This window comes from Gordonia sp. PvP123, from assembly GCF_040547295.1.
Taxonomy (GTDB): Bacteria; Actinomycetota; Actinomycetes; order Mycobacteriales; family Mycobacteriaceae; genus Gordonia; species Gordonia terrae.
In genome coordinates this window covers 1-25894 of sequence record NZ_JBEPPN010000019.1, presented here as the reverse complement: position 1 = coordinate 25894, position 25894 = coordinate 1, and the positions used below count along the sequence as shown (strand labels likewise).

Annotated in this window: 14 protein-coding genes; 6 read left to right on the top strand and 8 right to left on the bottom strand. The window is 69.5% G+C overall.

Annotated elements, in window-relative coordinates:
• Positions 1 to 82: 82 nt before the first annotated feature.
• The 6 genes from ABIC25_RS24225 to infC form a co-directional block, all read right to left on the bottom strand.
• Positions 83 to 1492, bottom strand: coding sequence for an acyltransferase family protein (locus tag ABIC25_RS24225; protein ID WP_354563507.1), 1410 nt, complete (start codon positions 1490 to 1492; stop codon positions 83 to 85).
• A gap of 159 nt (positions 1493 to 1651) precedes the next feature.
• Entirely contained in the window at positions 1652 to 4123 is a 2472-nt protein-coding gene (locus ABIC25_RS24220; RefSeq protein ID WP_354563518.1) for a Tex family protein, read from the bottom strand.
• A gap of 46 nt (positions 4124 to 4169) precedes the next feature.
• Positions 4170 to 4979, bottom strand: coding sequence for a TrmH family RNA methyltransferase (locus ABIC25_RS24215; protein WP_354563506.1), 810 nt, complete (start codon positions 4977 to 4979; stop codon positions 4170 to 4172).
• Positions 4980 to 5026: 47 nt separating this feature from the next.
• Positions 5027 to 5407 carry a 50S ribosomal protein L20 gene (gene rplT / locus ABIC25_RS24210; protein ID WP_004018755.1) on the bottom strand — a complete coding sequence of 127 codons (381 nt, stop codon included), beginning with the start codon at positions 5405 to 5407 and terminating at the stop codon, positions 5027 to 5029.
• 43 nt (positions 5408 to 5450) lie between these two features.
• Positions 5451 to 5645, bottom strand: coding sequence for a 50S ribosomal protein L35 (gene rpmI / locus ABIC25_RS24205; RefSeq protein WP_004018754.1), 195 nt, complete (start codon positions 5643 to 5645; stop codon positions 5451 to 5453).
• Positions 5646 to 5776: 131 nt separating this feature from the next.
• Complete coding sequence (gene infC, locus ABIC25_RS24200) at positions 5777 to 6418, bottom strand: translation initiation factor IF-3 (RefSeq protein WP_081486955.1); 642 nt, start codon at positions 6416 to 6418, stop codon at positions 5777 to 5779.
• Between the two features lie 266 nt (positions 6419 to 6684).
• Here infC and ABIC25_RS24195 point away from each other — a divergent pair, with 266 nt between their 5' ends.
• Both ABIC25_RS24195 and ABIC25_RS24190 read left to right on the top strand, forming a co-directional pair.
• A complete protein-coding gene (locus ABIC25_RS24195; protein ID WP_064572034.1) occupies positions 6685 to 7110 on the top strand; it encodes a DUF1844 domain-containing protein in 426 nt (141 codons plus the stop codon).
• Positions 7111 to 7244: 134 nt separating this feature from the next.
• Entirely contained in the window at positions 7245 to 7532 is a 288-nt protein-coding gene (locus ABIC25_RS24190; RefSeq protein ID WP_004018749.1) for a hypothetical protein, read from the top strand.
• A 45-nt stretch (positions 7533 to 7577) separates the two neighbouring features.
• Here the strand turns inward: ABIC25_RS24190 and uvrA are convergent, their stop codons facing one another.
• Entirely contained in the window at positions 7578 to 10460 is a 2883-nt protein-coding gene (gene uvrA / locus ABIC25_RS24185; protein ID WP_064572033.1) for an excinuclease ABC subunit UvrA, read from the bottom strand.
• Between the two features lie 243 nt (positions 10461 to 10703).
• Between uvrA and ABIC25_RS24180 the strand changes: the two genes are divergently transcribed.
• The 4 genes from ABIC25_RS24180 to ABIC25_RS24165 all read left to right on the top strand — a co-directional run bounded on the left by ABIC25_RS24180 (position 10704) and on the right by ABIC25_RS24165 (position 15856).
• Positions 10704 to 11402, top strand: a complete 699-nt coding sequence (locus ABIC25_RS24180) for an MBL fold metallo-hydrolase (protein WP_354563505.1) — start codon at positions 10704 to 10706, stop codon at positions 11400 to 11402.
• A 212-nt stretch (positions 11403 to 11614) separates the two neighbouring features.
• On the top strand, positions 11615 to 12709 hold the full coding sequence (locus ABIC25_RS24175; protein WP_101821517.1) for a DoxX family protein: 1095 nt from the start codon (positions 11615 to 11617) through the stop codon (positions 12707 to 12709).
• A 106-nt stretch (positions 12710 to 12815) separates the two neighbouring features.
• On the top strand, positions 12816 to 13511 hold the full coding sequence (locus ABIC25_RS24170; protein WP_033206411.1) for a hypothetical protein: 696 nt from the start codon (positions 12816 to 12818) through the stop codon (positions 13509 to 13511).
• Positions 13508 to 15856, top strand: a complete 2349-nt coding sequence (locus ABIC25_RS24165; protein ID WP_354563504.1) for a HelD family protein — start codon at positions 13508 to 13510, stop codon at positions 15854 to 15856. The genes ABIC25_RS24170 and ABIC25_RS24165 overlap by 4 nt, the downstream gene beginning before the upstream one ends.
• Positions 15857 to 15890: 34 nt before the next feature.
• On the opposite strand, the gene ABIC25_RS24160 is transcribed toward ABIC25_RS24165, so the two are convergent.
• Positions 15891 to 25874, bottom strand: a complete 9984-nt coding sequence (locus ABIC25_RS24160; protein WP_354563503.1) for a non-ribosomal peptide synthetase — start codon at positions 25872 to 25874, stop codon at positions 15891 to 15893.
• Between the last annotated feature and the right edge of the window lie 20 nt (positions 25875 to 25894).

Sequence of the window (25894 nt, the reverse complement as noted above, 5' to 3'; positions counted from 1 at the left end):
CGTCGTCGCGCTGTGCACGCCGACCCAGCGGGGCCGACGGGCGCCTCGGGTGCCGACGATGACTCCCGTCGAGGGTAGTCGACTACCGCGGGGCGCTGACCTGCAGGGAGGCGTCGTCTCCAGGAGGCGGTCCCGCCGCGGTCCGGCGACCGGCGGGAACCGCCAGCCGACGGGCGCCGATGGCACACGCGAGGCCCAGGACCAGCCACCACACGCCGTCCCCGGTCAGACCGCCACGCGCGAGCATCAGGATCGCCACGCCGAGGCCGGCCAGCACCGTCAGCAGGGCCGCGCTCCGCACCGGCCCGCTGCGCCGGGCGATCGGTTCGTCCCACCACGGGAGGGACCGGTTCTCGAGCGGAGACAGCACTGCGACCACCGGGACCATGACCGCGAGCAGCAGCACGGTCTGCGCCCCGACGATCACCGGGAACGACGCCGAGTGGACGTCGGCGCGGTCGACACCCAGCGCGGCGCACGTTCCGACGATCGCGGCGAGCACCGGCAGATGCCAGAGGTAGAGGGTCATCGCGCCGCGGTTGCCCAGCACCACCCACCACCAGACCATCGGACGGTCGGCGAGGACCGCGAGGAACCGGCGCACGGCGATCGCGCCCGCGCACAGCACGATCGCGTGGCCGGCGAGCAGCAGGCTCGGCGGGCTCATGTTCGACAGCTGCTGACCCGGCACGGTGACGAGCGAGACCTCATAGGGTCCCCACGAGACGAGGGCGGCGTCGACGGCGAGCCCGCCGACGGCCACCATGAGGGCGATCCCGGGCCGCAGGATCCTCTTGGCGTAGGCGATCCCGAGAACAGCGGGGATCGTCCACACGGTGAGGAAGTTCAGATAGCCCAGCGCAGCGGGTCCGTCCGCGAGCCGGACGGCGTCGACCAGTGCGGTACTCCCCCAGCACACGCCCAGCGCGACCGCCACACCACCGGCGGAGGAGAGCCGCTGCAGGAACGGGACCACGGCCAGGACCAGCAGGTAGGCGCCCAGGAACCACAGGAGCTGCACCCCGAGGCGCGCGACGACATCGGCCGTGGCCACGGCATCGATACGGGACAGGACGGCGTAGACGGCCACGACCGCACCGAGGTACCAGAAGACCGGACGCAGCAGCCGCTGAGTCCGCGCGAGGAGCCACTGCCCCGCCGTCGGGGTGTCGCCCTCGCCGCGCGAGGTCCAGCCGCGGGTCGCCGCGGCTGCGCCGGCGAAGAAGAACAGCGGCAGCACCTGCAGCAGCCAGGTCGCCGGTTGCAGCGCGGGTACCTCGCCGAGTGTGTTGCCCAGCTCGATCGAGCCGTCGGCGACCTCGACGGTGAGCATGATCGAGTGACCGGCGACGACAACGACGAGGGACACGATGCGGATGATGTCGATGACGCGGTCCCGGTGTCCGGTGAGGGCGTCGAGTTCGCGGGGAGTGGGCAGACCCGTCGGAACCGAGCGTATTCCGGCCGGTCGGCCTGATTCGGTGCTGAGCATGGCGTCAGTCTCGGCCGCCGTCGCCGGGCGGGCCTGAGCAAAACTACTCGGCCGGGGTCAGCAATCCCCGTGCCGACCAACCGCTCCGGGACGCTCGGAGCCCGGCAGCGTCGACCGCGGCGGCCCGGTCCGTGCTGACCGGACCGCCGGGCCAGGACCCTACTTGCCGAAACCGGCCCGCTTGAGCGCGTCGGCCATCGCCCCGCTGGGCGCCGGCCGGCGATCGTTGCGGTTCCCGCCCCGGTTGCCCTGGCTCCCCCGAGCGCCCTGGCCCTGCGGGGCGCCGCGAGTACCGCCGCGCTGGTCGTTCCGGCGCGGCTGACCACCACGCGGACTGTCGTCACGTCCCTGCCCACGGGGTGCGCGAGCAGGCTTGCCGTCGGAGCCCGGCTCATCGTCGAGCCGCAACGAGAGCCCGATGCGCTTGCGCTCCACATCCACGTCCATGACCTTCACCTTCACGATGTCACCGGACTTGACGACCTCGTGGGGATCGGAGACGAACCGATGCGCCATCGCCGAGACATGGACGAGCCCGTCCTGGTGCACACCCACGTCGACGAACGCACCGAAGGCGGCCACATTGGTGACCTGACCCTCGAGGACCATGCCCGGCGTCAGGTCGGAGACCTTCTCGATGCCGGTGGCGAACGTCGCGGTCTTGAACTCAGGACGCGGGTCACGTCCTGGCTTGTCGAGTTCGGCGATGATGTCGACGACGGTCGGACGACCGAAGGTCTCGTCGACGAACTCCTCGGGACGCAGCTTGGTGAGGGTCGGGGTGTCACCGATCAGCGACCGGACATCCGTGCCCACCTTCTCGATGATGCGGGTGACGACCGGATACGCCTCGGGGTGCACGCTCGACGCATCCAGCGGGTTGTCGCCGTCGGCGATGCGCAGGAAGCCTGCGCACTGTTCGAACGCCTTGGGTCCGAGCCGGGGCACCGCGGTGATCTGCTTGCGGTCCCGGAACGCACCATTGGTGTCACGATGCGCGACAATCGATTCCGCGAGTCCCGCGGTGATGCCGGACACCCGGGACAGCAGGGGCACCGAGGCCGTGTTCACGTCCACACCGACCGCGTTCACCGCGTCTTCGACGACTGCGCCGAGCGACCGCGCGAGCAGGGTCTCGGAGATGTCGTGCTGGTACTGGCCGACCCCGATGGACTTCGGGTCGATCTTCACGAGTTCCGCGAGCGGGTCCTGCAGACGGCGGGCGATCGAGACCGCGCCGCGGATGGAGACGTCGAGGTCGGGCAGCTCCTTCGACGCGTAGGCCGATGCGGAGTACACCGAGGCACCCGCCTCGGACACGACGACGCTCGTCGGCGGCTTCTTGCCGGCTTCCTTGATCGCGGACAGGAGTTCACCGGCGAGCGCGTCGGTCTCCCGCGAGGCGGTGCCGTTGCCGATCGCGATGAGTTCGACACCGTGCTTCTCGACGAGTGCGCCCAGCACGGCCAACGCGCCGGACTTGTCGCGTCGCGGCTCGTGCGGATAGATCGTCGCGTGGTCGACGACCCTGCCGGTCGCGTTCACCACTGCGACCTTCACGCCGGTGCGCAGACCGGGATCGAGGCCCATCGTCGTTCGGGAGCCGGCGGGCGCCGCCAGCAGGAGGTCCTTGAGGTTCGTGGCGAACACCGCGACCGCATCGGCCTCCGCGGCCTGACGCAGCCGCATCCGGACGTCGAGCGACAGCCCGACGAAGAGCTTGGTGCGCCACGCCCAGCGCACCGTGTCGGTGAGCCAGCGGTCGGCGGGGCGGCCCTGATCGGCGATGCCGAACCGGGCGGCGATCCGCTGTTCGTACGGGCCGGGGCCGGCAGGTCGCTCAGCCGCTTCCGGGTCGGCGTCGAGGGTGACCGAGAGGATCTCCTCGCGCTCACCGCGCAGCACGGCCAGGACCCGGTGCGACGGCAACGAGGTGAACGGCTCGGAGAACTCGAAGTAGTCGGCGAACTTGGCGCCGGCCGACTCCTTGCCCTCGCGAACCGCAGTGCGCAGCACGCCCGTCTGCCACATCAGCTCGCGGAGTTCGCCGACCAGGTCGGCGTCTTCGGCGAACCGCTCCACGGCGATCGCGCGGGCACCGTCGAGTTGTTCGGCGGTGAACGTCGACGGATCCGTCGTCGGGTCCGAGAGCAGCGCATCGGCCACGGGCTCGTGCCCCGCCTCGCGCGCGATCTGGGCCTTGGTGCGGCGCTTGGGCTTGTACGGGAGGTAGATGTCCTCGAGGCGGGCCTTGGTGTCGGCTTCGAGGATGCGTGCGTCGAGGGCGGTGTCGAGCTTGCCCTGCGCGGCGATCGATTCGCGGACCGCCTGGCGACGGGCCTCGAGGTCGCGGAGGTAGCCGAGACGCTCGTCGAGCGTGCGGAGTTGCGCGTCGTCGAGGCCGCCGGTGGCCTCTTTGCGGTACCGGGCGACGAACGGGACCGTCGACCCGCCGTCGAGCAGTTCGATGGCCGAACGCACCTGACCGACCCCCACCCCGAGTTCGGCGGCGATCGCCGAGGCGATGCGGGAGTTCACGACCGCGGGATCGGGCGCGGGCACCGTCTGCGGTGCCGCGGCCGGCGAGCCGGGAGTCGCGGGTGCGGGTTCGGGCGCGGAGTCGGGTGACACAGTTTCTGACACGATCGCCGACCCTACCGGCCGACTCGGACAGCGGTCAGACTCGACCCGCCGCGCCGTGGACACGCGCGCTCTCGTACAGACAGATGGCTGCCGCGGCAGCGACATTCAGGCTCTCCGCGCGTCCGCGGATCGGAATGGACACACGGTGGTCGGCCGAACGCTGCACGTCGGCCGGCAACCCATGTGCCTCGTTGCCGAACAGCCAGGCGACCCGGCCGGAGAGCACATCGGCCGCGGAGTCCAGGTCGACCTCGCCGTCGGCCGCCGTCGCCAGCAGCGTGATGCCGGTGGCCTGGATGGCGTCGAGCGCGTCGTCGACGGAACGCTCGCGCACCACGGGCACCGTGAACACGCTCCCCGCGCTCGCCCGGACACACTTGCCGTTGTGCGGGTCGACGGCGTCGCCGAGCAGGACGACGGCGTCCGCGCCCATCGCATCCGCACACCGGATCAGCGTGCCCGCGTTCCCGGGTTCACGCGCCTCGACGGCGATGGCGAGAAGCCGCGGCGCCTCGGTGAGGACTGCCTCGAGAGACACGTCGAGGAGCGGGCAGATCGCGAAGATTCCTGCGGGCGTGGAGGTCTCACCGAGCTTCGACGCGGCGCGGGCCGTGATCACCGACACCGGGACGCCCGCCGCCGTCGCGGCGTCGACCAGTTCGCGGTGGCGTGGCTGCTCGTCTTCGGCGACCAGGAGCACCTCGATCCGTCCGACGGCGAGCGCCGACGCGACGGCATTCGCCCCTTCGGCGAGGAATCGGCCCTGATCGCGCCGCTCGGCGGCGCGATGCAGCTTTGCATACGACACGACCCGCGAGGATCGCTCGGACAGTATCTCCGTCATCGGAGACTCGTCCGCGCGACTCGCGGGTCGTGGGTGCTGGGATGCAATCAGGCAGCCGGGGCGTTGACGTCGGCCGGCAGAGCCTTGCGGGCGACCTCGACGAGACCGGTGAAGGCCTCGGGATCGGTGACGGCGATGTCGGCGAGCACCTTGCGGTCGACCTCGACACCAGCGGCCTTGAGGCCCTGGATGAGTCGGTTGTAGGTGATGTCGTTGGCGCGGGCCGCGGCGTTGATACGCGAGATCCACAGCTTGCGGAATTCACCCTTGCGCGCGCGACGGTCGCGGTAGGCGTAGGTCAGCGAGTGGAGCTGCTGCTCCTTCGCCTTGCGGTACAGGCGCGACCGCTGTCCGCGGTAGCCCTTGGAGGCCTCGAGGGTGGACCGACGCTTCTTCTGGGCGTTGACGGCCCTTTTCACGCGTGCCATGTGTTAGATCCTTTTGCTTGTCAGATGTCTGGGGTCGCTGGCGTCAGCGGTTGAGCAGTCGCTTGATGCGCGGGGCGTCGTTCTCGCTGACGACGGTGGTGCCGTCGAGACGGCGAGTGCGCTTGGACGACTTGTGCTCGAGCAGGTGGCGACGGTTGGCCTTCTGGCGCACGATCTTCCCGCTGCCGGTCACCTTGAAGCGCTTCGCGGTGCCCTTGTGGGTCTTGCTCTTCGGCATGTTCTTCCTTCTCTCGGGCGAACTCGGGCACCGGACCTGGCGAGGTCCGGTGTGTGTCCGGGTTCGCGTGTCTGATCTCGGCCGGAACGGATCGGACTCTCGTCCGGCCGATCGACTCAGTTCTCGTCCGCTCAGTTCTCTTCTGGGGCGGCCTTCGGGCCACCGGAACGTTCGCGGCTCTCTTGCGCCTTCTGGCGGGTCTTCGCACCCTTGTGCGGGGCGAGGACCATGGTCATGTTGCGACCGTCCTGCTTGGCCGACGTCTCGACGAAGCCGTAGTCGGCGACGTCGTTGCCCAGCCGCTGCAACAGGCGGTAGCCGAGCTCGGGACGGGACTGTTCGCGGCCGCGGAACATGATGGTGACCTTCACCTTGGAACCCGCCTCGAGGAACCGGATGACGTGACCCTTCTTGGTCTCGTAATCGTGGTCGTCGATCTTGGGCCGGAGCTTCTGCTCCTTGATGACGGTCATCTGCTGATTACGACGCGATTCGCGCTGCTTCTGGGCTGCCTCGTACTTGAACTTGCCGTAGTCCATGATCTTGCAGACCGGCGGACGGGCGTCCGGAGCCACCTCGACCAGGTCGAGGTCGGCCTCGTAGGCCAAGCGAAGCGCATCTTCAACACGCACGATGCCCACCTGCTCCGAGTTGGGTCCGACGAGTCGGACCTCAGGGACGCGGATGCGCTCGTTGATGCGGGTCTCAGTGCTGATGGGGCCTCCTTGTTCAATCCTGCAGTGGTAACCGTCGCGTCGTGGCGAGGGACGTATGCAAGAGAACCTGCGGGACACCTCAGCAAGGAAGCCCCGGGACTGATGTCCGCGGGGCTCCGATACCGACCGGTTCGTTCTCCGCATGCCAGAGCTGGCACACGTCGCCGTCGACATGCAGCTCAGCATCGTAGGATGCGATCTGCGACGATCGGCGTGAACCGGACCGTGCAACTGCGAGAACCTCGCGTCGAACGGTGGGAGCGGAACTCCACTTACGACCCCGGCGCATACCAGGGCGGTCGTGCTATGGGAGTCTAACAGCCATGGCCGAGAACTCCTATTCGTCACCTGCACCGTTACCCCCGGAGGGTGCGACGGACGGCGGCGCCGGAACGGGAGCTCCGGCGGACACCGATCTCGACAACGTCCGTGACCTGGGCGATATTCCGGCGATCGAGGTCATCACCCGGTCCATCGTCATGCTGATGAGTGCGGCGGCCGAGAAGCTCGGGCTTGCCGAGGGCACCCCCGCGGAACGCATCGACCTGCCCGAGGCGCGCACCCTGATCACCGCCCTGGCCGGCATCGTCGACGCGTCGAAAGCGGATCTCGGCATCCATGCGGCACCGATCCGTGACGGCCTGAAGAGTCTGCAGCTGGCGTTCCGCGAGGCCAGTGCCTATCCGGACGAGCCCGGCGAGGGCCCGGGCGAGAAGTACACCGGTCCGGTTCGAGCGCCCCGGAAGTAGGTGGCCTCGACACGCGGCGACCGAGCCCCGCTGGTTGAGCAGGCGAGGAGCGTAGCGACAGAGCCCGCACCCCCGCTGGTTGAGCAGGCGAGGAGCGCAGCGACGAGCCGTGTCGAAACCACTACCCTGGACCCATGACGAATGCCGATGAGCCCGGGCGGTCCGACGAGATCGTCGATGCGGAGATCGTGCCGACCGGCCCGGTGCCGGGAGCGTTCCCAGATCCGAATTACTCCGACAGCGGGGTCCCGACCTTCGACTTCGTCCGCGACAAGATCGAGAACCGCATCACGACCGCGATCGGCTCCCAGGAGCTCGCGGAGGCCGGCCCTGAGGGACAGAGCGTCGACGAGATGATGCGCAAGCGCGACGAAGCCGCGAAGAAACGACTCGAGGAGATCCGCAAGTCGATGGGGTCCTGACCGACCTCACTCCCCCGAATCGCGTTCCGCACCACCGGTCTGCGGTCAGCCGACCGACGCCACCGCCTGGTCGATGTCGACGATCTCGGCCAGGAACTTGCCGGTGTGGCTGCCCGGGGTCGCGGCGATGTCTTCCGGGGTGCCCTCGCCGACGACGGTCCCGCCGCCTGCGCCGCCCTCGGGTCCCATGTCGATGACCCAGTCGGCGGTCTTGATGACGTCGAGGTTGTGCTCGATCACGATGACCGTGTTGCCCTTGTCGACCAGGCCGTTGATCACCGTGAGCAGCTTCTTGATGTCCTCGAAGTGCAAGCCGGTGGTGGGCTCGTCGAGGATGTAGACCGTCCGGCCCATCGACCGCTTCTGCAACTCGGCCGCCAGCTTCACGCGCTGCGCCTCACCACCGGACAGGGTCGGGGCCGGCTGCCCGAGCCGGACGTAACCGAGGCCGACGTCGACGAGGGTCTTGAGGTAGCGGTGGATCGAGCTGACGGGCTCGAAGAAATCGGCCGCCTCCTCGATCGGCATGTCGAGGACCTCGGAGATGGTCTTGCCCTTGTAGTGGACCTCGAGGGTCTCCCGGTTGTAGCGCGCACCGTGGCAGACCTCGCACGGCACGTAGACGTCCGGCAGGAAGTTCATCTCGATCTTGATCGTGCCCTCGCCGGTACATGCCTCGCAGCGGCCGCCCTTGACGTTGAACGAGAAGCGACCCGGCTGGTAGCCGCGCACCTTGGCCTCGGTGGTCGCCGCAAACAGGGTGCGGATCTTGTCGAAGACGCCGGTGTAGGTGGCCGGGTTGGACCGCGGGGTGCGGCCGATCGGCGACTGGTCGACCTGGACGAGCTTGTCCAGGTTGTCCAGGCCCTTGATGCGCGTGTGGCGTCCGGGCACCTGGCGCGCGCCGTTGAGCTTGTTGGCGAGCACCGTCGCGAGGATGTCGTTGACCAGCGTCGACTTGCCCGATCCCGAGACGCCGGTGACCGCGGTCATCACACCGAGCGGGAACGACACGTCGATGCCGCGCAGGTTGTGCTCCCGTGCGCCGACGACGGTCAGCTGCCGCTTGCGGTCGATCGGCCGGCGGATCTCCGGCACCGGCAGGGTGTCGCGTCCGGCGAGGTACGCACCGGTCAACGACTTGCGGTTCTTCAGCAGGTCCTTGTAGCTACCGCTGTGCACGACGTGACCACCGTGCTCACCCGCGCGGGGACCGATGTCGACGATCCAGTCGGCGGCGCGGATGGTGTCCTCGTCGTGTTCGACGACGATGAGCGTGTTGCCCAGGTCCCGAAGGCGGGTCAGCGTGTCGATGAGCCGGCGGTTGTCGCGTTGATGCAGACCGATCGACGGCTCGTCGAGGACGTAGAGGACGCCCGCGAGACCCGACCCGATCTGGGTGGCCAGACGGATGCGCTGCGCCTCACCGCCCGACAACGATCCCGCTGCGCGCTCCAGGGACAGGTACTCGAGCCCGACGTCGAGCAGGAAGCGGATGCGGGCCTGGACCTCTTTGAGGACCCGGCCCGCGATAGCTGCCTGCCGTGAGTCGAGCCGCAGCTGGTCGAGGAAGTCGGCGCAGTCGGCGACCGACAGTGCACACACCTCGGCGATCGACTTGGGTCCGTACTCCGGGTGGTCGAGGGTCACCGCGAGGATCTCCGGACGCAACCGCGCACCCTGGCAGGCAGGACACGGCACATCGCGCATGTAGCCCTCGTAGCGCTCCTTCATCTGCTCGGACTCGGTCTGGTCCATGCGGCGCGCCAGGAACGAGAGCACACCCTCGAACTCGGTGTAGTACGAGCGGGTGCGGCCGTACCGGTTGCGGAACTTGACGTGCACCTGGTGATCGCTGCCGTTGAGCAGTGCCCGCCGAGCCTTGATGGGCAGCTTCTTCCATGGCGTGTTGATGTCGAACTTCATCTGGTCGGCCAGCCCCGACATCAGGCGAAGGAAGTAGTCGGCGTTGTGCCCGGTGGACCATGGTGCGATGGCCCCCTCGGCGAGCGACATCTCCGGGTCGGGCACGACGAGTTCCTCGTCGACCTCCTTGCGGACGCCGAGGCCGTCGCATTCGGGGCACGCGCCGTAGGGCGAGTTGAACGAGAACGAGCGCGGTTCGAGGTCGTCGATCGCGATCGGGTGTGCGTTCGGGCAGGCCATCCGCTCCGAGAACCGACGCTCACGTTCCGGATCGTCTTCCTCGAGGTCGACGAAATCGAGCACGATGATGCCGTCGGCCAGACGCAGACCGGTCTCGACCGAATCCGTCAGACGCTGCTTGGCGCTGGTCTTGACGACCAGGCGGTCGACGACCACCTCGATGTCGTGCTTCTCCTGCTTCTTCAGCTTCGGCGGATCGGTCAGCGGGTGGACGACTCCGTCGATGCGGGCGCGCGAAAAACCCTGGGTCTGGAGTTCGGCGAAGAGGTCGACGAACTCGCCCTTCCGAGTGCGGACGACCGGTGCGAGCACCTGGAAGCGGGTGCCCTCCTCCATCGCGAGGACCTGATCGACGATCTGCTGCGGTGTCTGCTTGGCGATGGGCTCGCCACAGATCGGGCAGTGCGCCTTGCCCGCGCGGGCGTACAGGAGTCGGAGGTAGTCGTAGACCTCGGTGATCGTGCCGACGGTCGACCGGGGGTTGCGGTTCGTCGACTTCTGATCGATGGACACCGCGGGCGAGAGTCCCTCGATGAAGTCCACGTCCGGCTTGTCCATCTGCCCGAGGAACTGCCTCGCGTAGGCCGACAGCGATTCGACGTAGCGTCGCTGTCCCTCCGCGAAGATCGTGTCGAAGGCGAGGGACGACTTGCCCGATCCGGACAGCCCGGTGAACACGATGAGGCTGTCCCGGGGCAGGTCGACATCGATGCCGCGAAGGTTGTGTTCGCGGGCACCTCGGACGATCAAGCGATCAACCACTGCAGTCCTTACATTCTCGAGTCACGGGGCGCACGGCCGGCGCACGGGCACAGTACCGACGGCCACCGACAAGATTGTCATCACGAGCTCGCCCCGGAAAGATTCGCGGGTTCGGTGACCGGGCGATCGGTCTCGCCGCCCGCGTGTCATTCCCCGAACCGATGATCCAGGATACGCGCGCCACGCGAACTCCCATGGTCACGACCGTCACATTCCGACGGCCTGCTGTCATAGCCTGTCGACATGACCTCCCCAGCGACACCGATCAGCGACACCTACACCGGCGACCTCTCCGAGTCGAAGACCCCGCAGCGCCGCACGCTGGCGTCGGCCACCATCGTCAAGCTGTCCGTCGGTCCGATGGACAACAACGTCTACGTGGTGACCTCGCGCGCCACCGGCGATCAGTTGATCATCGACGCGGCCAACGACGCGGACACGATCACCGGAGTCCTGTCGGCCGTCGAGGGAACGCCGAAGCTGATCTTCACCACCCATCAGCACTTCGACCACTGGCAGGCCCTCGCCGCCGTCGCCGAGCACACCGGGGTGCCCACCGCGGCCGGGCGCCTGGACGCCGGCGAACTGCCCGTCACCCCCGACCGCCTCGTCGACGACGGTGACGTCATCGAGGTCGGCGACCTCTCGTTCGAGGCCATCCACCTGGTCGGTCACACCCCCGGTTCGATCGCCCTGGCCCTCACCGACGTGGGCGACGACGGCGAGCGCACCGTGCACCTGTTCACCGGCGACTGTCTCTTCCCGGGCGGGATCGGGAAGACCTGGAAGCCGGAAGATTTCGACACCCTTCTCGAGGACGTCTCGACGAAGCTGTTCGACCGGTTCGACGACTCGACCGTGGTCTACCCGGGCCACGGCACCGACACCACCCTGGGTGCTGAGCGCGACTCGCTGCCCGAGTGGCGTGAGCGCCGCTGGTGAGCACGGCGTGTTTGGTCTTCGCCGCAGACGGTTACCTGTTCCTCGGATCGTTCGGCGAGTCGTGACCCGAGACGCCCGCACACGCGCAATCTGATCACGGCACGCCGAGCGACCTGCAGATTCGTCGCGAGAGGGTAGCGTTGAACGGGCCAGAAACGCGCTCCACCCGACGGATCTCGATAGCCAAACCCGACTGAAGAAGGTTGTGACCGATGATTCTCCGCCGTATAGCCCGTCCGCTCCTCGCCTCGGCGTTCGTCGCCAGCGGCGTGGACGCCATCCGGAGCCCCAAGCCGATTGCGCAATCCGCGGAACCGGTCGTGGACAAGGCCCGGTCGTCGCTCCCACCGGAGGTGGCCGGCCGGATCCCGGAGAACACCGAGACGCTCGTACAGATCAACGCGGCCGCCCAGATCGGCGGCGGCATCCTCCTCGCGACCGGCAAGTTCCCGCGCTTCGCGTCGGTCGTCCTGGCCGGGACGCTGATCCCCACGACGGCCGCCGGCACCGACTTCTGGAACGAGGCGGACCCGGTCAAGAAGGAGGCCCAGCGCAACGCCTTCATCAAGAACGTCGGCCTCCTCGGCGGAGTTCTGCTGGCGGCTGTCGACACCGAGGGCAAGCCCTCGCTCGCGTGGCGTGGACGCCAGAAGGCCTCCGCGGTCGCGGCGGCCCTGCCGATCGGCGCGGCCGCCGGGTCGTCGACGTGGGAGCACCTCGTCGAGCGCACCCACGACGGCGCCGAGATCGTCTCCGAGCGGTCGGCCGATGCCGCGGCGAAGTTCCGCGAGCACGCTCCGGAGATCGCCGAAGCCGCCCAGAAGCGCTCGCTGGAGTTCGCCGAGAAGGCCGCCGACACCGCCTCCGACGTCGCCGACCGCATCCGTGACCGGGCCCCGGTTCTGGCCGATGCGGCTCTCACCCGCTCGTCGGAACTCGCCGACACGGCTCTCGCGCGCTCGTCCGATCTCGCCGACACCGCGCGCAAGCGTGGCCCGAAGCTGGTGAAGGAAGCGCAGAAGCGCGCCGAGAAAGCCCAGAAGCAGGCCGCGAAGGCACAGAAGCAGGCGAAGAAGAAGGCTCCGAAGGTCGCCGACTCGGCACGCGACCGCGCGTCCGAACTCGCCGACACCGCACGCAAGCGCGCCCCGGAGTTCGCCGACGTCGCGCGCGATCGGTCCGCCGAGCTGGCCGACGTCGCCCGCGCTCGATCGGCCGAACTCGCCGAGACCGCACGGCAGCTCGCCGCGTCCGCCGAGGACTCGGCAGAACAGAGCCGCAAGCGTCTGCGCAAGGCACGTCGCTGATCCCTCGGGATCCTCTCGCGCACGAGCAGAAGATACGAGCACGACCCTGAACACAACCGATCTCACGACCACGGACGCGGTGCACCCGCCAGGCGACTATCCCTGGGTGCCCGCGTCCGTGGCGCTGAGAGACGTCGCACTACGGGACGTGATCCTGGGTGATCCGGCCTTCGGGTCCGTTCCCTCTCCCGATTCCCGGTTGGTGGTCGCGGTCGGGTCGAACGCCGCCCCCCACGTCCTGCGCCGCAAGCTGGCACATGTGCGGTCGTCGGACATCGTCTGTCTGCAACCGGTCCACGTCACGAACATCACAGTCGGCCACTCCGCACACGTCGCGGCCCGCGGCTATCTACCTGCCGCCCCGATCTTCGCAGGTCAGCGGTCGATCACGACCATCGCGGCATGGCTGGGTCCCGACCACATCGAGGCGCTCGACGCCACCGAACCGAACTATCATCGACAGACAGTGAATACGCGCGACCACCCCCTGATCCATGGCCGGCCCACCCCCTTCCTCCCCGAGGATCGGCCGCCCCTGCCCACGGAGTTCGACCTCTACGTGTCCCGTCACGGCGTCCTCGCCGACCCGGTCACCGGCGACCCGATCCCCTTCGGCCCACAGGCCGACGTTCTGTCGTGGTTGTCCCGACGCCTCGACGATGCGACCCTCGCCGATCCGGTGCCGGACGTCTGTACCCGTCTGGCGGGCGATCCCCCGGCGGTGACCGCCCGATTGCGGGCCGCCGGCCTGTCCCGGTCCGACGATCTCCGCTCACCCCGGTCGATCGGACACGATCGATGACCGCCCTCTCGCCGGACACCGATCCCCGGGTGGATGAGGAACAGCGGCACCTCGACCGCGTGTACGGCCGCCTCGATCGGATGCGGCGGACCACCCAGCGCCGGTTGTCGTCGACCCTGTCCGAACGCGGCGGCACGCCACAGGCACTGTCCGAACGCGAGTCGTACGAGCGGATGTACAACGAAGACCTCGCCAAATTCGATGCCGCCGAACACAATCTGTACTTCGGCCGCCTCGATCTCGACGACGGCGAGATCCGGCGCATCGGGCGTATCGGTGTGCTCGACGACGGTTTCGCCGACGACGGCGAGCTCGACGCCACCGCCACCGACGCCACCCTCCTGCTCGATTGGCGTGCTCCCCTGGCCCGGCCGTTCTACCTGGCGACGCCTGCGGCCCCCGAGGACGTCGCACGCCGACGCCACATCCGTACCCGTAGCCGCAAGGTCCGCGGCGTCAGCGACGAGTCCCTGACCGCCGGCGACGCCCTGCTCGACGACTTCGGACACGGCGACGTCGTCAACGAATCGGCGTTGGTGGCCGCCCTCAACGCGGCGCGGACCGGTGAGATGACCGACATCGTCGAGACCATCCAGCGCGAGCAGGACCTGATCATTCGCTCGACGCACCGCGGGGTCACCGTCATCCAGGGCGGGCCCGGTACCGGCAAGACCGCGGTCGCGCTCCACCGCGCGGCCTACCTGCTCTACACCCATCGTGAGAACCTCTCCCGCAGCGGCATTCTCATCATCGGGCCCAATGACGACTTCCTGAACTACATCGGTCAGGTGCTCCCCTCGCTGGGCGAGTCCGGCGTGCTTCTCTCGACCATCGGCGACTTGTTCCCCGGTGTGCGGGCGGGCACCGACGATCCGCGGACGACCGCGGCGGTCAAGGGCGGCCTACGGATGGTCGACGTCCTCAAGCGAGCGGTGCGCGCCCAGCAGTCACTGCCGTCCCGACCCGAAGCAGTGGACTTCGACAGCTACCGGGTCGAGATCGACTCGGCGCTGATCAAGGCCGCGCGCGCCAAAGCCCGCGCGACGCGACGCGCACACAACCTGTCGCAGAACGCCTTCCTCAAGGCCGGACTCGCCGAACTCGCCGCCCGGCATGCGGCGACGATCGGATCGAGCCTGCTCGACGGTTCGCAGTTGCTCAGCCCCGCGGACATCGCCGACATCCGCGACGACATGAGTCGCGATCCCGACATCCGTGCCGCGCTGCTGCGCTACTGGCCGACCCTCACCCCGCAGACACTGCTGCGCGACCTCCTCGGCGACGAACGCGCGATCCGCAAGGCCACCCCGGGCTGGTCGGACGCCGACCGCGCAGCGCTGCACCGGCCGTCGCGGCCGGCGACGACATCAGGTGAGGACTTCTCCCCTGCGGACGTGCCACTGCTGGATGAGTTGGCCGAGCTGATCGGGTACGGCACCGAGGACGCCGAGCGGGCCGAGCGCGCACGGTGGCGCCGCCAGCTCGCCGAGGCCCAGGATGCCCTGGACATCCTGACCGGCTCGGCACCGCAAGACCTCGAGGACGAACTCGACCCCGAGATCCTGATGGCCTACGACCTGATCGACGCCGAACAACTCGCCTCCCGCCAGACCGAGACCCGGCGCGCCACGACAGCCGAACGTGCCTACGGCGACCGCACCTGGACCTTCGGCCACGTCATCGTCGACGAGGCCCAGGAGCTTTCCGCGATGGCATGGCGAATGGTGATGCGGCGCATCCCGAATCGGTGGATGACGATCATCGGCGACACCGCACAGACATCCGATGAGGCGGGCACCCGCTCATGGGGCGAGGTCCTGGAACCCTATGTCGCCAAACGCTGGCAGTTCAAGGAACTCTCGGTCAACTACCGGACCCCCAGCGAGATCATGGAGTACGCCGCCCGCGTCCTCGATGAGATCGGCAACGGCGAGAAAGCACCGACCTCGTTGCGCAGCAACGGGATCGAGCCGGTAGCCATTCGGGCGGACAGTGACGCACCGGCGGACATCGTCGACGCCGTCCGCCGGGCCGTCGAGCTCGCCGAACCCGACGGCCTCACCGCCGTTGTGGTCCCCGACCACCTGCGCGAGGTCGTCGATGCGGCATTGTCCCCGGACCGATTCGCCCTGGAGGACCGCGAGCCGCCCCGGGTCTACACCGTACGGAGCTGCAAGGGCCTGGAGTTCGACACCACGATCGTCGTCGAGCCCGCCGCCGTCATCGGTCAGTCACCACGGGGACTCAGCGACCTGTACGTGGCCCTCACCCGGGCGACGCAGCGACTCGTCGTCGTCCATCGCGACGATCTCCCCGACGCACTCGCTGATCTGCCGGCCGGCTGACCGGCGGGGTCCGGTGGGTCCGTGATTGTTCGGATCAGGGAGCCGAGGGACCGTCGCCGGCTCGCGCCTCGGCCGCGGTGATCGCGGCGTCGATCCGCGGTCCGATCTCGACCAGTGCGTCACTGCCGACGATCCCGAGGTGATCGGCGTCGACATCGACCCGGGTGATCCGTCCACCGAGGAATGGCGCCCAACGTCCGGACGTTCTGTCCGGATCCGCGTCTCCGGCCGCGGCGACGACGAGCATCGCGTCACCGTCGTAGGGTCGGGGCCGGTGGTCGACGGTGCGCCGGGCCGACGTCGCCATCCGCTGCAGCATGCGGTCGAACGCATCGCCGTCGAGCAGGCCGAGTCCGGTGACCCGCTCGCGGATCGCGGCGGCCACGGCAGCCGGATCGTCCGACGTCGCCACCGCGTCGACGTCGATGACGGCCTGCCACCCACCGAGCAGGTCCGCGACCGTCGACCGCGTGTCGTCCGGTGACACCTCCGAAACCCCTGCCGCGTCGTCGATCTCGAGTTCGTCGCCGACGGCGGGATAGCTGTCGAGGAGCCCGAGGAAACCGACCTCCGCACCCCGCGCACGGAGTTCGGCGGCCATCTCCTGGGCGATCAAGCCACCGATGGACCAGCCGACGAGGTGGTAGGGGCCCTGCGGAACGATCTTTCGGATCTCGGCCACGTACCGCTTGGCGAGGTCACGGATCGACGCGTCGGCCGTGTCACCGACCACGACGAAGGGGTCCTGTAGACCGAAGACCGGCCGGTCGTCGAGATACGGTGTGAGACCGGCGAACAGCCACGCCAGACCATCGGCCGGGTGGACACAGAAGACCGGGGCGCGACCGCCTTCTGCTCGCAGCGGCACGACCACCTGGTCCCCCGGGGCGCCCGTGGCGGCCGGGTCCTCGTGGGCGGCGAGCCGGGCGCCGAGATCGCGCGGCGTCGGTCCGGCGAAGACCCATGCGACCTCGACGGGCACACCGGTTCGCCTGCGCAACAGCGACACCAGCCGCACCGCGGACAGCGACGTTCCGCCCAGATCGAAGAAGCCCTGGTCCGCGTCCACCACCGGGTTCCCGGTGATCTCCGCCATCGCCTCGGCGACCGCCACCTCCCATCGTCCGGTCGGCGCCGCGGATCCGGCATCGTCATGCCCGGTTCCGCCCCCTTCCAGAAGTGCTGCGATCTCGCGGCGCCCCGGTCGGCCGTCCGCCCCGGCCGGGATCGCGTCGACGACGCCGATCGCAGTGGGAACCCAATGCGCGGGCAGCACCTGCGACAGCGCACGCCGGAGCTCGGGCACGCCCAGGTCGCCGTCGGCAACGACCCAGGCACCCACCTCGACGCCGTCGGCTGTCGGCGCACTCACGACGGCGGCCGCGGCCACGCCCGTCACCTCGGCCAACGCTCGCTCCACCGCATCGAGATCGATTCGCCGACCGTCGATTCGGGGATGCCGCGCGACCGGCCCCAGGATCTCGGGCCGTGTCGTGGACGCGTCGACCCACCGTGCTCGTAGGCCGGTCGGCGCCGGCGCACCGTCGTCGCCGCGCTCGTACAGCTCGCCCGGCACCCGTGGCGGCACCGCCCGGCCCGCGCTGTCGAGGATCACCGGCCCTCCATCCTCGGCAACGGTCGCGTCGGCCGCGACCAGCGGGACTCGATCCACGACGGTGTCGAGATCGCCGGTGACCGCGTCGAGCATGCGGAGGAAGACGTCGCGTATCGTCGCAACCGTCTCGACATCGAACAGTGCTGCGGCATAATCGATCTCGCCGACCAGCTCGACGCCGGTGCCGACCGGCCGTTCCGCGAGACCGAGTGTCAGATCGACCTTGGCGGGCGGCGACCCCGGTTCGACGGGCACCACCTCGAGACCGTCCACGGTGAAACCCGCTGCCTCGATGCCGGAACCCGGCCCCGGAAGCGGGCTGTCACCCGAGGACTCGGCGAGGTAGTTGATCATGACCTGGACGAGCGGCGCGTGGGCGGTGGAACGAACCGGCGTGAGGTGCTCGACGAGCATCTCGAACGGGATGTCGGCGTGTGCGAACGCCGCGAGATCGACGTCGCGGACCCGACGGAGCAGATCCCCGACCGTGTCCTCGGCCCGCAGCGGGGTCCGGAGCACGACGGTGTTGACGAACATGCCGATGAGTCCCGCCGTGGCCGCGTGACCGCGTCCCGACACGGCGGCGCCGACGCTGACGTCGTCCACGTCGGCCACCCGCGCCAGGGTGAGGACGAACGCGGCGTGACAGACCATGAACGGGGTCATCCCGTGTGCGCGTGCGGTCGCCATGACCGCCGCGCTGCGCGGCTCGCCCAGTTCGAGGGGTAGGCGGCCACCGGTCGGGTCGGCGACCGGCGGGCGCGGACGGTCGCCGGGCAGCTCCAGCGCGGCGGGAACACCGGCCAGTGTCTCGGCCCAGAACGAGTACTGCGCGGCCATCGGCGACATCGGGTCGTCGACGTCCCCGAGCACGTCGCGCTGCCAGAGCGCGTGATCGGCGTATGCGATGTCCGGGACGTCGATCGACCCGGCCGAAGGGCCTCCGCCACTGCGGTATCCGCCGAGAACCTCCGCCGCCAGGATCGACAGGGACGCCGCATCGCCGGCGATGTGGTGCAGGCCCAGCACGACCCGATGCACCGGCGGCGTCGTACCCTCCGCCGATACCGCCGAGATCACCACCCGCAGCGGCAGTTGCGTCGACACGTCGAATCCCTCCGTGCACCACGCCATCGCGTCCGCGGGCGTGCCGACCGACTCCCAGCGCAGTTCGTCCGCGGCCGTCGCCGGATCGAGGATGTGCTGCGCGGGCACGCCGTCCTCGCCGAGCGGGTAGACGGTTCGCAGGGGCTCATGACGGGTCATCACGGCGACCACCGCGGCACGCAGCGCTTCGACATCGAGGAACCCGCGGATGTCGAAGGCGACGGGCATGTTGTACATCGGGGATGTCACGTCGAACTGGTTGATGAACCAGAGTCGTTGCTGCGCATACGACAATGGGATACGGGCGGGTCGGGGACGCGCGACGAGGGGATGCTCGGCGACTCGGCGTCGTGCCAGGGTCCGCGCGAGGTCGCGGACCGTCGGGGCGCGGAAGAGGTCGCGGACATCGAGGTCGATGCCGAGTTGCTCGCCGATCCGGGCGACGACGCGCATCGCGGCCAGCGAGTTGCCACCCAGGTCGAAGAACGGCGCTGTCACCGAGATCTCGGCGAGTCCCAGAACCTCGGCGAAGACCACCGCGACCGCGCGTTCGGCGGCGTCGGCCGGTGGCACCATCTCGGTCGCGTCGTCGCTCGGCGCGGGGAGGGCCCGGCGGTCCAGTTTGCCGGTCGCGGTGATCGGGACCGCATCGAGGATCACCCATCGAGTGGGATGCATGTACTGCGGCAACGATTGTCGGAGGTGTTCGCGGATCACTTCGAGGTCGACGTTGCCGGCCACATACCCGACCAGGGCATCGCCCGCCGGACCGCTCCGGACGGTGACGGCGGCATGGGTGACGCCGTCGACGCGGGCCAGAACGGTCTCGATCTCCCCGAGTTCGATGCGCTGCCCGCGCAGTTTCACCTGGAAGTCGGCTCGGCCGAGATACTCGAGAGCGCCGTCGGCATCCCAGCGCACGAGGTCGCCGGTCCGGTAGAGCCGTCCGCCCGTCGGCCCGGTGGGATCGGCCACGAACCGTTCGGCGGTGAGATCGGGCCGGCCCGCGTAGCCGCGCGCCAGCTGATCCCCGCCGACGTAGAGCTCGCCGACCACCCCGGCCGGCGCCGGGCGCATCCTGTCGTCGAGCACCCACGTCGTGGTGTTCGCGTTGGGCCGTCCGATCGGAACGACCGCGTCACCGGGAGTGAAGCGATACGCCGTCACCTCGACGGCGGCCTCGGTCGGGCCGTAGAGATTGTCGATGTCGGCCTGCGGGGCCAACGCGGCCATCGCCTCGGCGGTCGCCGCGGGCAGGGCCTCACCGGAGGCGTTGATCCGCCGCAGCGACGACAGCGCCTCCCGCCGTTGCGGGCGGCCACCGATGTACTCGACGAACGCCGCCATCATCGACGGCACGAAGTGGACGGAGGTGACCCGATGCCGCTCGATCTCGGCGAGGACGTGGGCCGGGTCCACGTGCCGGCCGTCCTCGACGATGACCAGGCGCGCGCCGGCCATCAGCGGTTCGAACAGTTCGGGGACGGACACGTCGAAGGTGACCGGTGTCTTGAGCATGACCGCGTCATCAGGACGCAGCGGGGAACGAACCGACATCCATGCCAGGCGGTTGAGCACAGCACCGTGACTGACGGTGACGCCCTTGGGCGTTCCGGTCGATCCGGAGGTGAACAAGGTGTAGAGGGCGTTGCCCGGATACGGACGGCGCAGGTCCGTACCCGGACGCGAGATGCCGTCGAGCGGTCCACTTCCGTCGACGACGAGTGTCGGCGTGGCCAGACCGGACAGCGCCGGCGGGCGGACGTCCGCCGTCAGCACCATCGCGATCGATGCCGAGTCGACCATGGCCGCGACCCGATCGGTCGGCGTCGTCGGGTCGATGCTGACGTAGCCGCCGCCGGCCATGACCACGGCATGGATCGCGAGTACGAGTTCGACGGAACGCGGGATGCACACGCCCACTGCGACATCCGGACCCACGCCGTGGGCGCTCAGGGTCTCCGCGAGCCGGGTGGTCCGGTCGAGGAACTCGCAATAGGTCAGCGTCCGATCGCCTGCCACGAGGGCGATCGACTCCGGCGAGCGTCGCGCGGCGGCCACGATCGCATCGGTGACGGTCGTCCACGGCACCGGCAGATCAGGTCCGGACACGAGTGCGGCGATCCGCGCGCGCTCGTCGTCGTCGGTCAGATCGATGGCACCGACCGCCAGGTCGTCAGCGGCGACGACCGCCTCCAGAACCCGGGTCAGCCGGATGATCGCCGTCCACGCGGTGTGCTCGTCGAACAGGTCGGTGGCATAGACGATCTCGACGGCCCACGGACGGTCGGGCCGGATCGTCACCGCGACGGTCAGGTCGAGCTGGGTGGTGTCGGTGGACACCTCCACCGGTTCGAGGGCCAGCGCCCGCGATGGCGATGCGACGGTTCCGGTCGCGTCGTCACCGTCGCGATCGTGCAGCACCGACAGCATCACCTGGCTGATCGGGGCGAACGCCTCCGACCGGACCGGGGCGAGGCGATCCACCAGGTATTCGAAGGGGACGTCGGTCCGCGCGAGAGCGTTGACGTCGTCGACGCGCACTCGGTCGAGGAACTCGCCGACCGGCGTCCGCGGGTCCACGTCCGTGCGCAGGACCACGGTGTTGACGAACATGCCGACGAGGTCATCGAGGTCTGCGTGCCCGCGTCCGGCGACCGGTGTCGTGATCACGATGTCGCGGGTGGCCGACAGTCGCGCCAACATGATCGACAGAGCCGCGTGGACGACCATGAACTCGGTGGCGCCGTGTGCGCGGGCGGTGGCCGCGATCCGCGCCGGCAGATCGGCCGGGAGGTTCGCCGTCACCCGACCACCACGCTGCGACGCCACCGCCGGTCGCGGGCGGTCCGTCGGCAACGGGAGCAGGTCGGGGATCCCCGACAACCGGTTCGTCCAGTAGCCCACCTGCCGACCGAGGACGGACTCCGCCGAGTCGATGTCCCCGAGCGCCTCCCGCTGCCACAGAGCGTGATCGGCGAACTGGATCAGTGGTGCCTCCACCTCGGTGGACCGCCCCTCGGCACGTGCCAGATACGCACCCCACAGGTCGGCGACGAGCGGTCGCATCGACTCGCCGTCGGCGGCGATGTGATGCAAGACCACGACCAGGATGTGCTCGGTGTTCTCGACCTCGACGAGTCGGACCCGCAGCGGGAGCTCGGTGGTGACGTCGAACGTCGCATCGCCCACGAGCCCGGCCGGATCGATGGGCCCCGAGGTCGCCGCGACGGTCTCCCAGCGCAGTCGGGCCCGTGCCTCGTCGATCGACAGGATGTCCTGACGGGGTTCACCGCCCTGCGCCGGGAACACGGTCCGCAAGACCTCATGGCGGGCGAGAACGTCGACGACGGCGTCGTGCAGGGCACGTCGATCCAACTGTCCGCGCAGGCGGACGGCCAGCGGGATGGTGTAGGCACCCGACTCCGGGTCGAGCCGGTTGAGGAACCAGATCCGTTGCTGCGCATACGACAGTGGGATGTGCGCCGGCCGCGGATCGGCGCGACGCAACGGCGGCGGTCGGGACGCGTCGTCATGGGCGGCGTCGATGCGACGCGCCAGCCGGCGCACCGTGGGCGCCTCGAAGACGTCGCGGACACCCACGCGCACCCCTAAGGCGTCCCCGGCGCGGGCACTGACGCGCGTGGCCGAGAGCGAGTTGCCGCCGATGGCGAAGAAGTCGGCGGTCACCGAGATGCCGTCGAGGCCGAGGACGTCGCCGACGACGGTGGCGAGTACCCGCTCGGTGTGGGTCGACGGCGGCACCCGTTCGGCGTCGGTGGCCGACGGTTCGATCGCGGGGAGCCGAGTGCGGTCGATCTTGCCGATCGGGCTGCGCGGCATGGACTCGAGGACGGTGAGGGCGCCCGGCACCATGTGCGGCGGCAGGTGGACGGCGAGATGCTCCCGCAGCGCGGATGTCAACTGTCGCACCTGGACCCGGCCGGCACCGGGATCGACGGGTTCCACGTAACCGGCCAGCGAGCTCACGGGGTTCCCGACGCCGATGACCGCGGCCGTCCGCACCTCGGGGTGTGCGGTCAGGACGGCCTCGATCTCACCGAGTTCGAGGCGCTGGCCGCGCAGCTTGACCTGGAAGTCCGACCGGCCCACGTAGGTCAGTTCGCCACTGCGGGATCGTCGTACGAGGTCTCCGGTCCGGTACATCCGTGCCCCCGGCTCACCGGCCGGGGCGGCGACGAAGCGCTCGGCGGTCAGGGCCGGCCGCCCCTGATATCCGCGCGCGAGTTCGGGTCCGGCGAGGTACAGCTCCCCGACGACACCCGGAGGTACCGGATGCAACCGCTCGTCCAGGACGACGGCGCTCGCACCGGGAACCGGGCTGCCGAGATGGACCGGCTCGTCTACGCCGATCGGGGCCGAGGTGACGCTGATGATGGTGGTCTCGGTCGGTCCGTAGCCGTTGTGGAATCGCACATGCGGGGCCCACCGGTTCTTCTCGGTGTCGGGGACGGACTCACCGCCCACGAGTACGTCGGTCATCGGCAGACGCCCGGGGTCCGGCAGCGACGCCGCCACCGAGGTCACCAGGAAGGCGTGCGTGGTCGTGTTCGTCGTGATGAAGTCCGCGAGCTCTCGGCCGCCGTAGACGTCGGCGGGGGCGACGACGAGCGTCCCGGCGCTGCCGTGGGCGCCGAGCACCTCGAGCATGGCGGCGTCGAAGGCCGGCGAGCTGATCCCCAGCCAGCGCGACTCCGGCCCGGAGCGGTGCCGGTCGCGCAGGACCGCGGTGACGCCCGCCAGCCCGCGGTGCGTCACCAGCACTCCCTTGGGGGTTCCGGTCGACCCCGAGGTGAAGATCATGTAGGCGCCGGAATCGGGCGTCACCGGACGACGGCGACGAGGCAGGGCGATAGCGGGACGCGACCGCAGGTCACTGACGCGCGCCGGATCGAGCAGCAGTCGCGCCGTGGACGCGACCGGGCCGGCGCCCAGTCCGTCGACAGTCCCATCGGTGAGGATGAGTGCGGCATCCGCGGTCGCGAGGACGCGGGCGATGCGCTCGGCCGGGTACCGGGGATCGATCGGGCAGTACACGGCACCGGTCTTGGCCACCGCCCACAACGCCAGTTGCGCGGTCGCCGACCTCGGGAAGGCGCACACGACCACATCCTCCGCACCGATGCCGCGCTCGATCAGCGCGACCGCGAGATGCGAACTCGCCGAATCGAGTTCGGCGTAGGTCCAGGTCTCCCCGCCGGTGGTGGCGGCCGGGTCGACGACAGCCGGGTGGCCCGGCCGCATCCGCGCCGCACCGACGAGCAGGTCCGGGAGGAGGGTCGGATCGGGATCGGGGTCGCCCGACACGACCGGCACCATCTCCTCGTCGCCGGTCAGCAACTCGAGGTCACCGACCGGGCGCGTGCTGTCCTCGACCGCGGCGGCCAGCACGCGGACGAATCGCTCGGTGAGCCGGCGGGCGGCGGGTTCGTCGAAGAGGTCCGTCGCGAAGGTGAGGGAACCGCGCCACGGTGACCCCGGAGCCGGGTCGGTGAGCACACCGAGGGTGAGGTCCAGCTTCGCCGAGTTCTCCGCGACGGCAACGGGTTCGATGTCGAGATCGGCGACGCCGCCGTCGGTTGCGACGGGATCGGCGACTTCGGAGGTGGTCAGCAGCACCTGGACCAGAGGTGCGTGGGATGCGGCGCGGGTCACACCGAGTTCGTCGACCACGTCGTCGAACGGCACGTCAGCGTGATCGAGCGCATCGAGGTCCACCTCGCGCACAACCCGCAGGAGGTCGGCGAATGACCGTCCGGGAACGATCGGGGTACGCAGCGCAATCGTGTTGACGAACATGCCGATCAGGTCGTCGGTGTCGCCGTCCCGGCCCGCCGCGGCGGTACCGATGACGACATCCCGCGTCCCCGACAACCGGCCCAGCACGGCGGCCAACGCCGCGTGCAACACCATGAAGGCGGTCGCGTCGCCGTTCCGTGCGACTGCGCCCACCCCCTGCGCGACCCGCCCCGGGATGACGAAATCGACTGTCGCGCCGCGCATGGTCGGTGTGCCCGGACGCGGATGCACAGTCGGTAGATCGAGCAGAACCGGCGCGCCGTCGAGTTGCCGCACCCACCACCGACGGCGTTCGTCCTGCTCGCCCGCACGCCCGGCCGACCGCACGACATGGTCTGCGTACTGGATCGGCAGGGGCATCCAATCCGGCCTCCGACCGTCACGTCGCGCCGCATACGCGGTGAGCAGATCACGTGACAGCGCTCGACCCGACTCACCGTCGGCCGCGACGTGGTGAATGCTGATCACCAGCAGCGCACCCGCGCCGGGTTCGACATGGGCGCGAGCGCGGAGCGGCAGGTCGCGGGTCAGGTCATAGGGTTCCGTGGTCACGGCCAGCGCCTCGGAATCAGACTCCACGGTCGCCCAGTCGAACGTGGAACCGTCGATGCCGGAATCCCCCGGGTCGACGTCGCGGATCAGCTGTTCCGGTCGCCCGTCGCGGCCGATCGGGTAGGTGGTCCGCAGGATCTCGTGGCGGGCGACCACGTCGGCGATCGCGCGACGAACGTGCTCGACGTCGACCTCGCCGCGAATGCGGAAGGCGAACGGGATGATGTACGACGCGACGTCGGGCTCGTACTGGTTGATGAACCACATACGCTGCTGCGCACTGGACAGAGGTACTACGGAAGGGCGGGGCACCACGGAAGGTCGGGGCACCACGGCGGGACGGCCGACCGCCGGTGTGACGGTGTCGGCGAGGGAAGTGTCGACGAGGCGCGCCAGGTCGCGGACCGTCGGCGCGTCGAAGACGTCCCGGACCCGTACCGTCATGCCGAGCATCCGGGAGACGCGGGCCGCGAGCCGGGTGGCGGCCAGCGAGTTGCCGCCGAGGTCGAAGAAGGTGTCGGTCACCGACACCGAGTCCGGGGCCGGCAATCCGAGTACGTCGGCGAAGACACCGGCGATGGCGACCTCGGTGTCGGTGTCGGGTTCCACCCGCGCTGCGGAGACGAAGTCCGGTGCGGGCAGCGCCTTACGGTCGACCTTGCCCGCCGTGTTCAGCGGCAACGCATCCAGCACGACCCACGACGTGGGACGCATGTACGCAGGTAGTTGCTCGGCCGTCGCGCGCAGCGCCTCGACCTCGACGCCCGTTCCGGTGACGTGAGCGACGAGTTGCTGTCCCGCAGGGAGTTCCATGACCGAGACGACCACCTGGGCGACACCCGGGGTGGTGGCGAGGACGGTTTCGATCTCCCCCAACTCAACCCGCTGCCCCCGCAACTTCACCTGAAAATCAACACGCCCCACATACTCCAACTCACCCACAC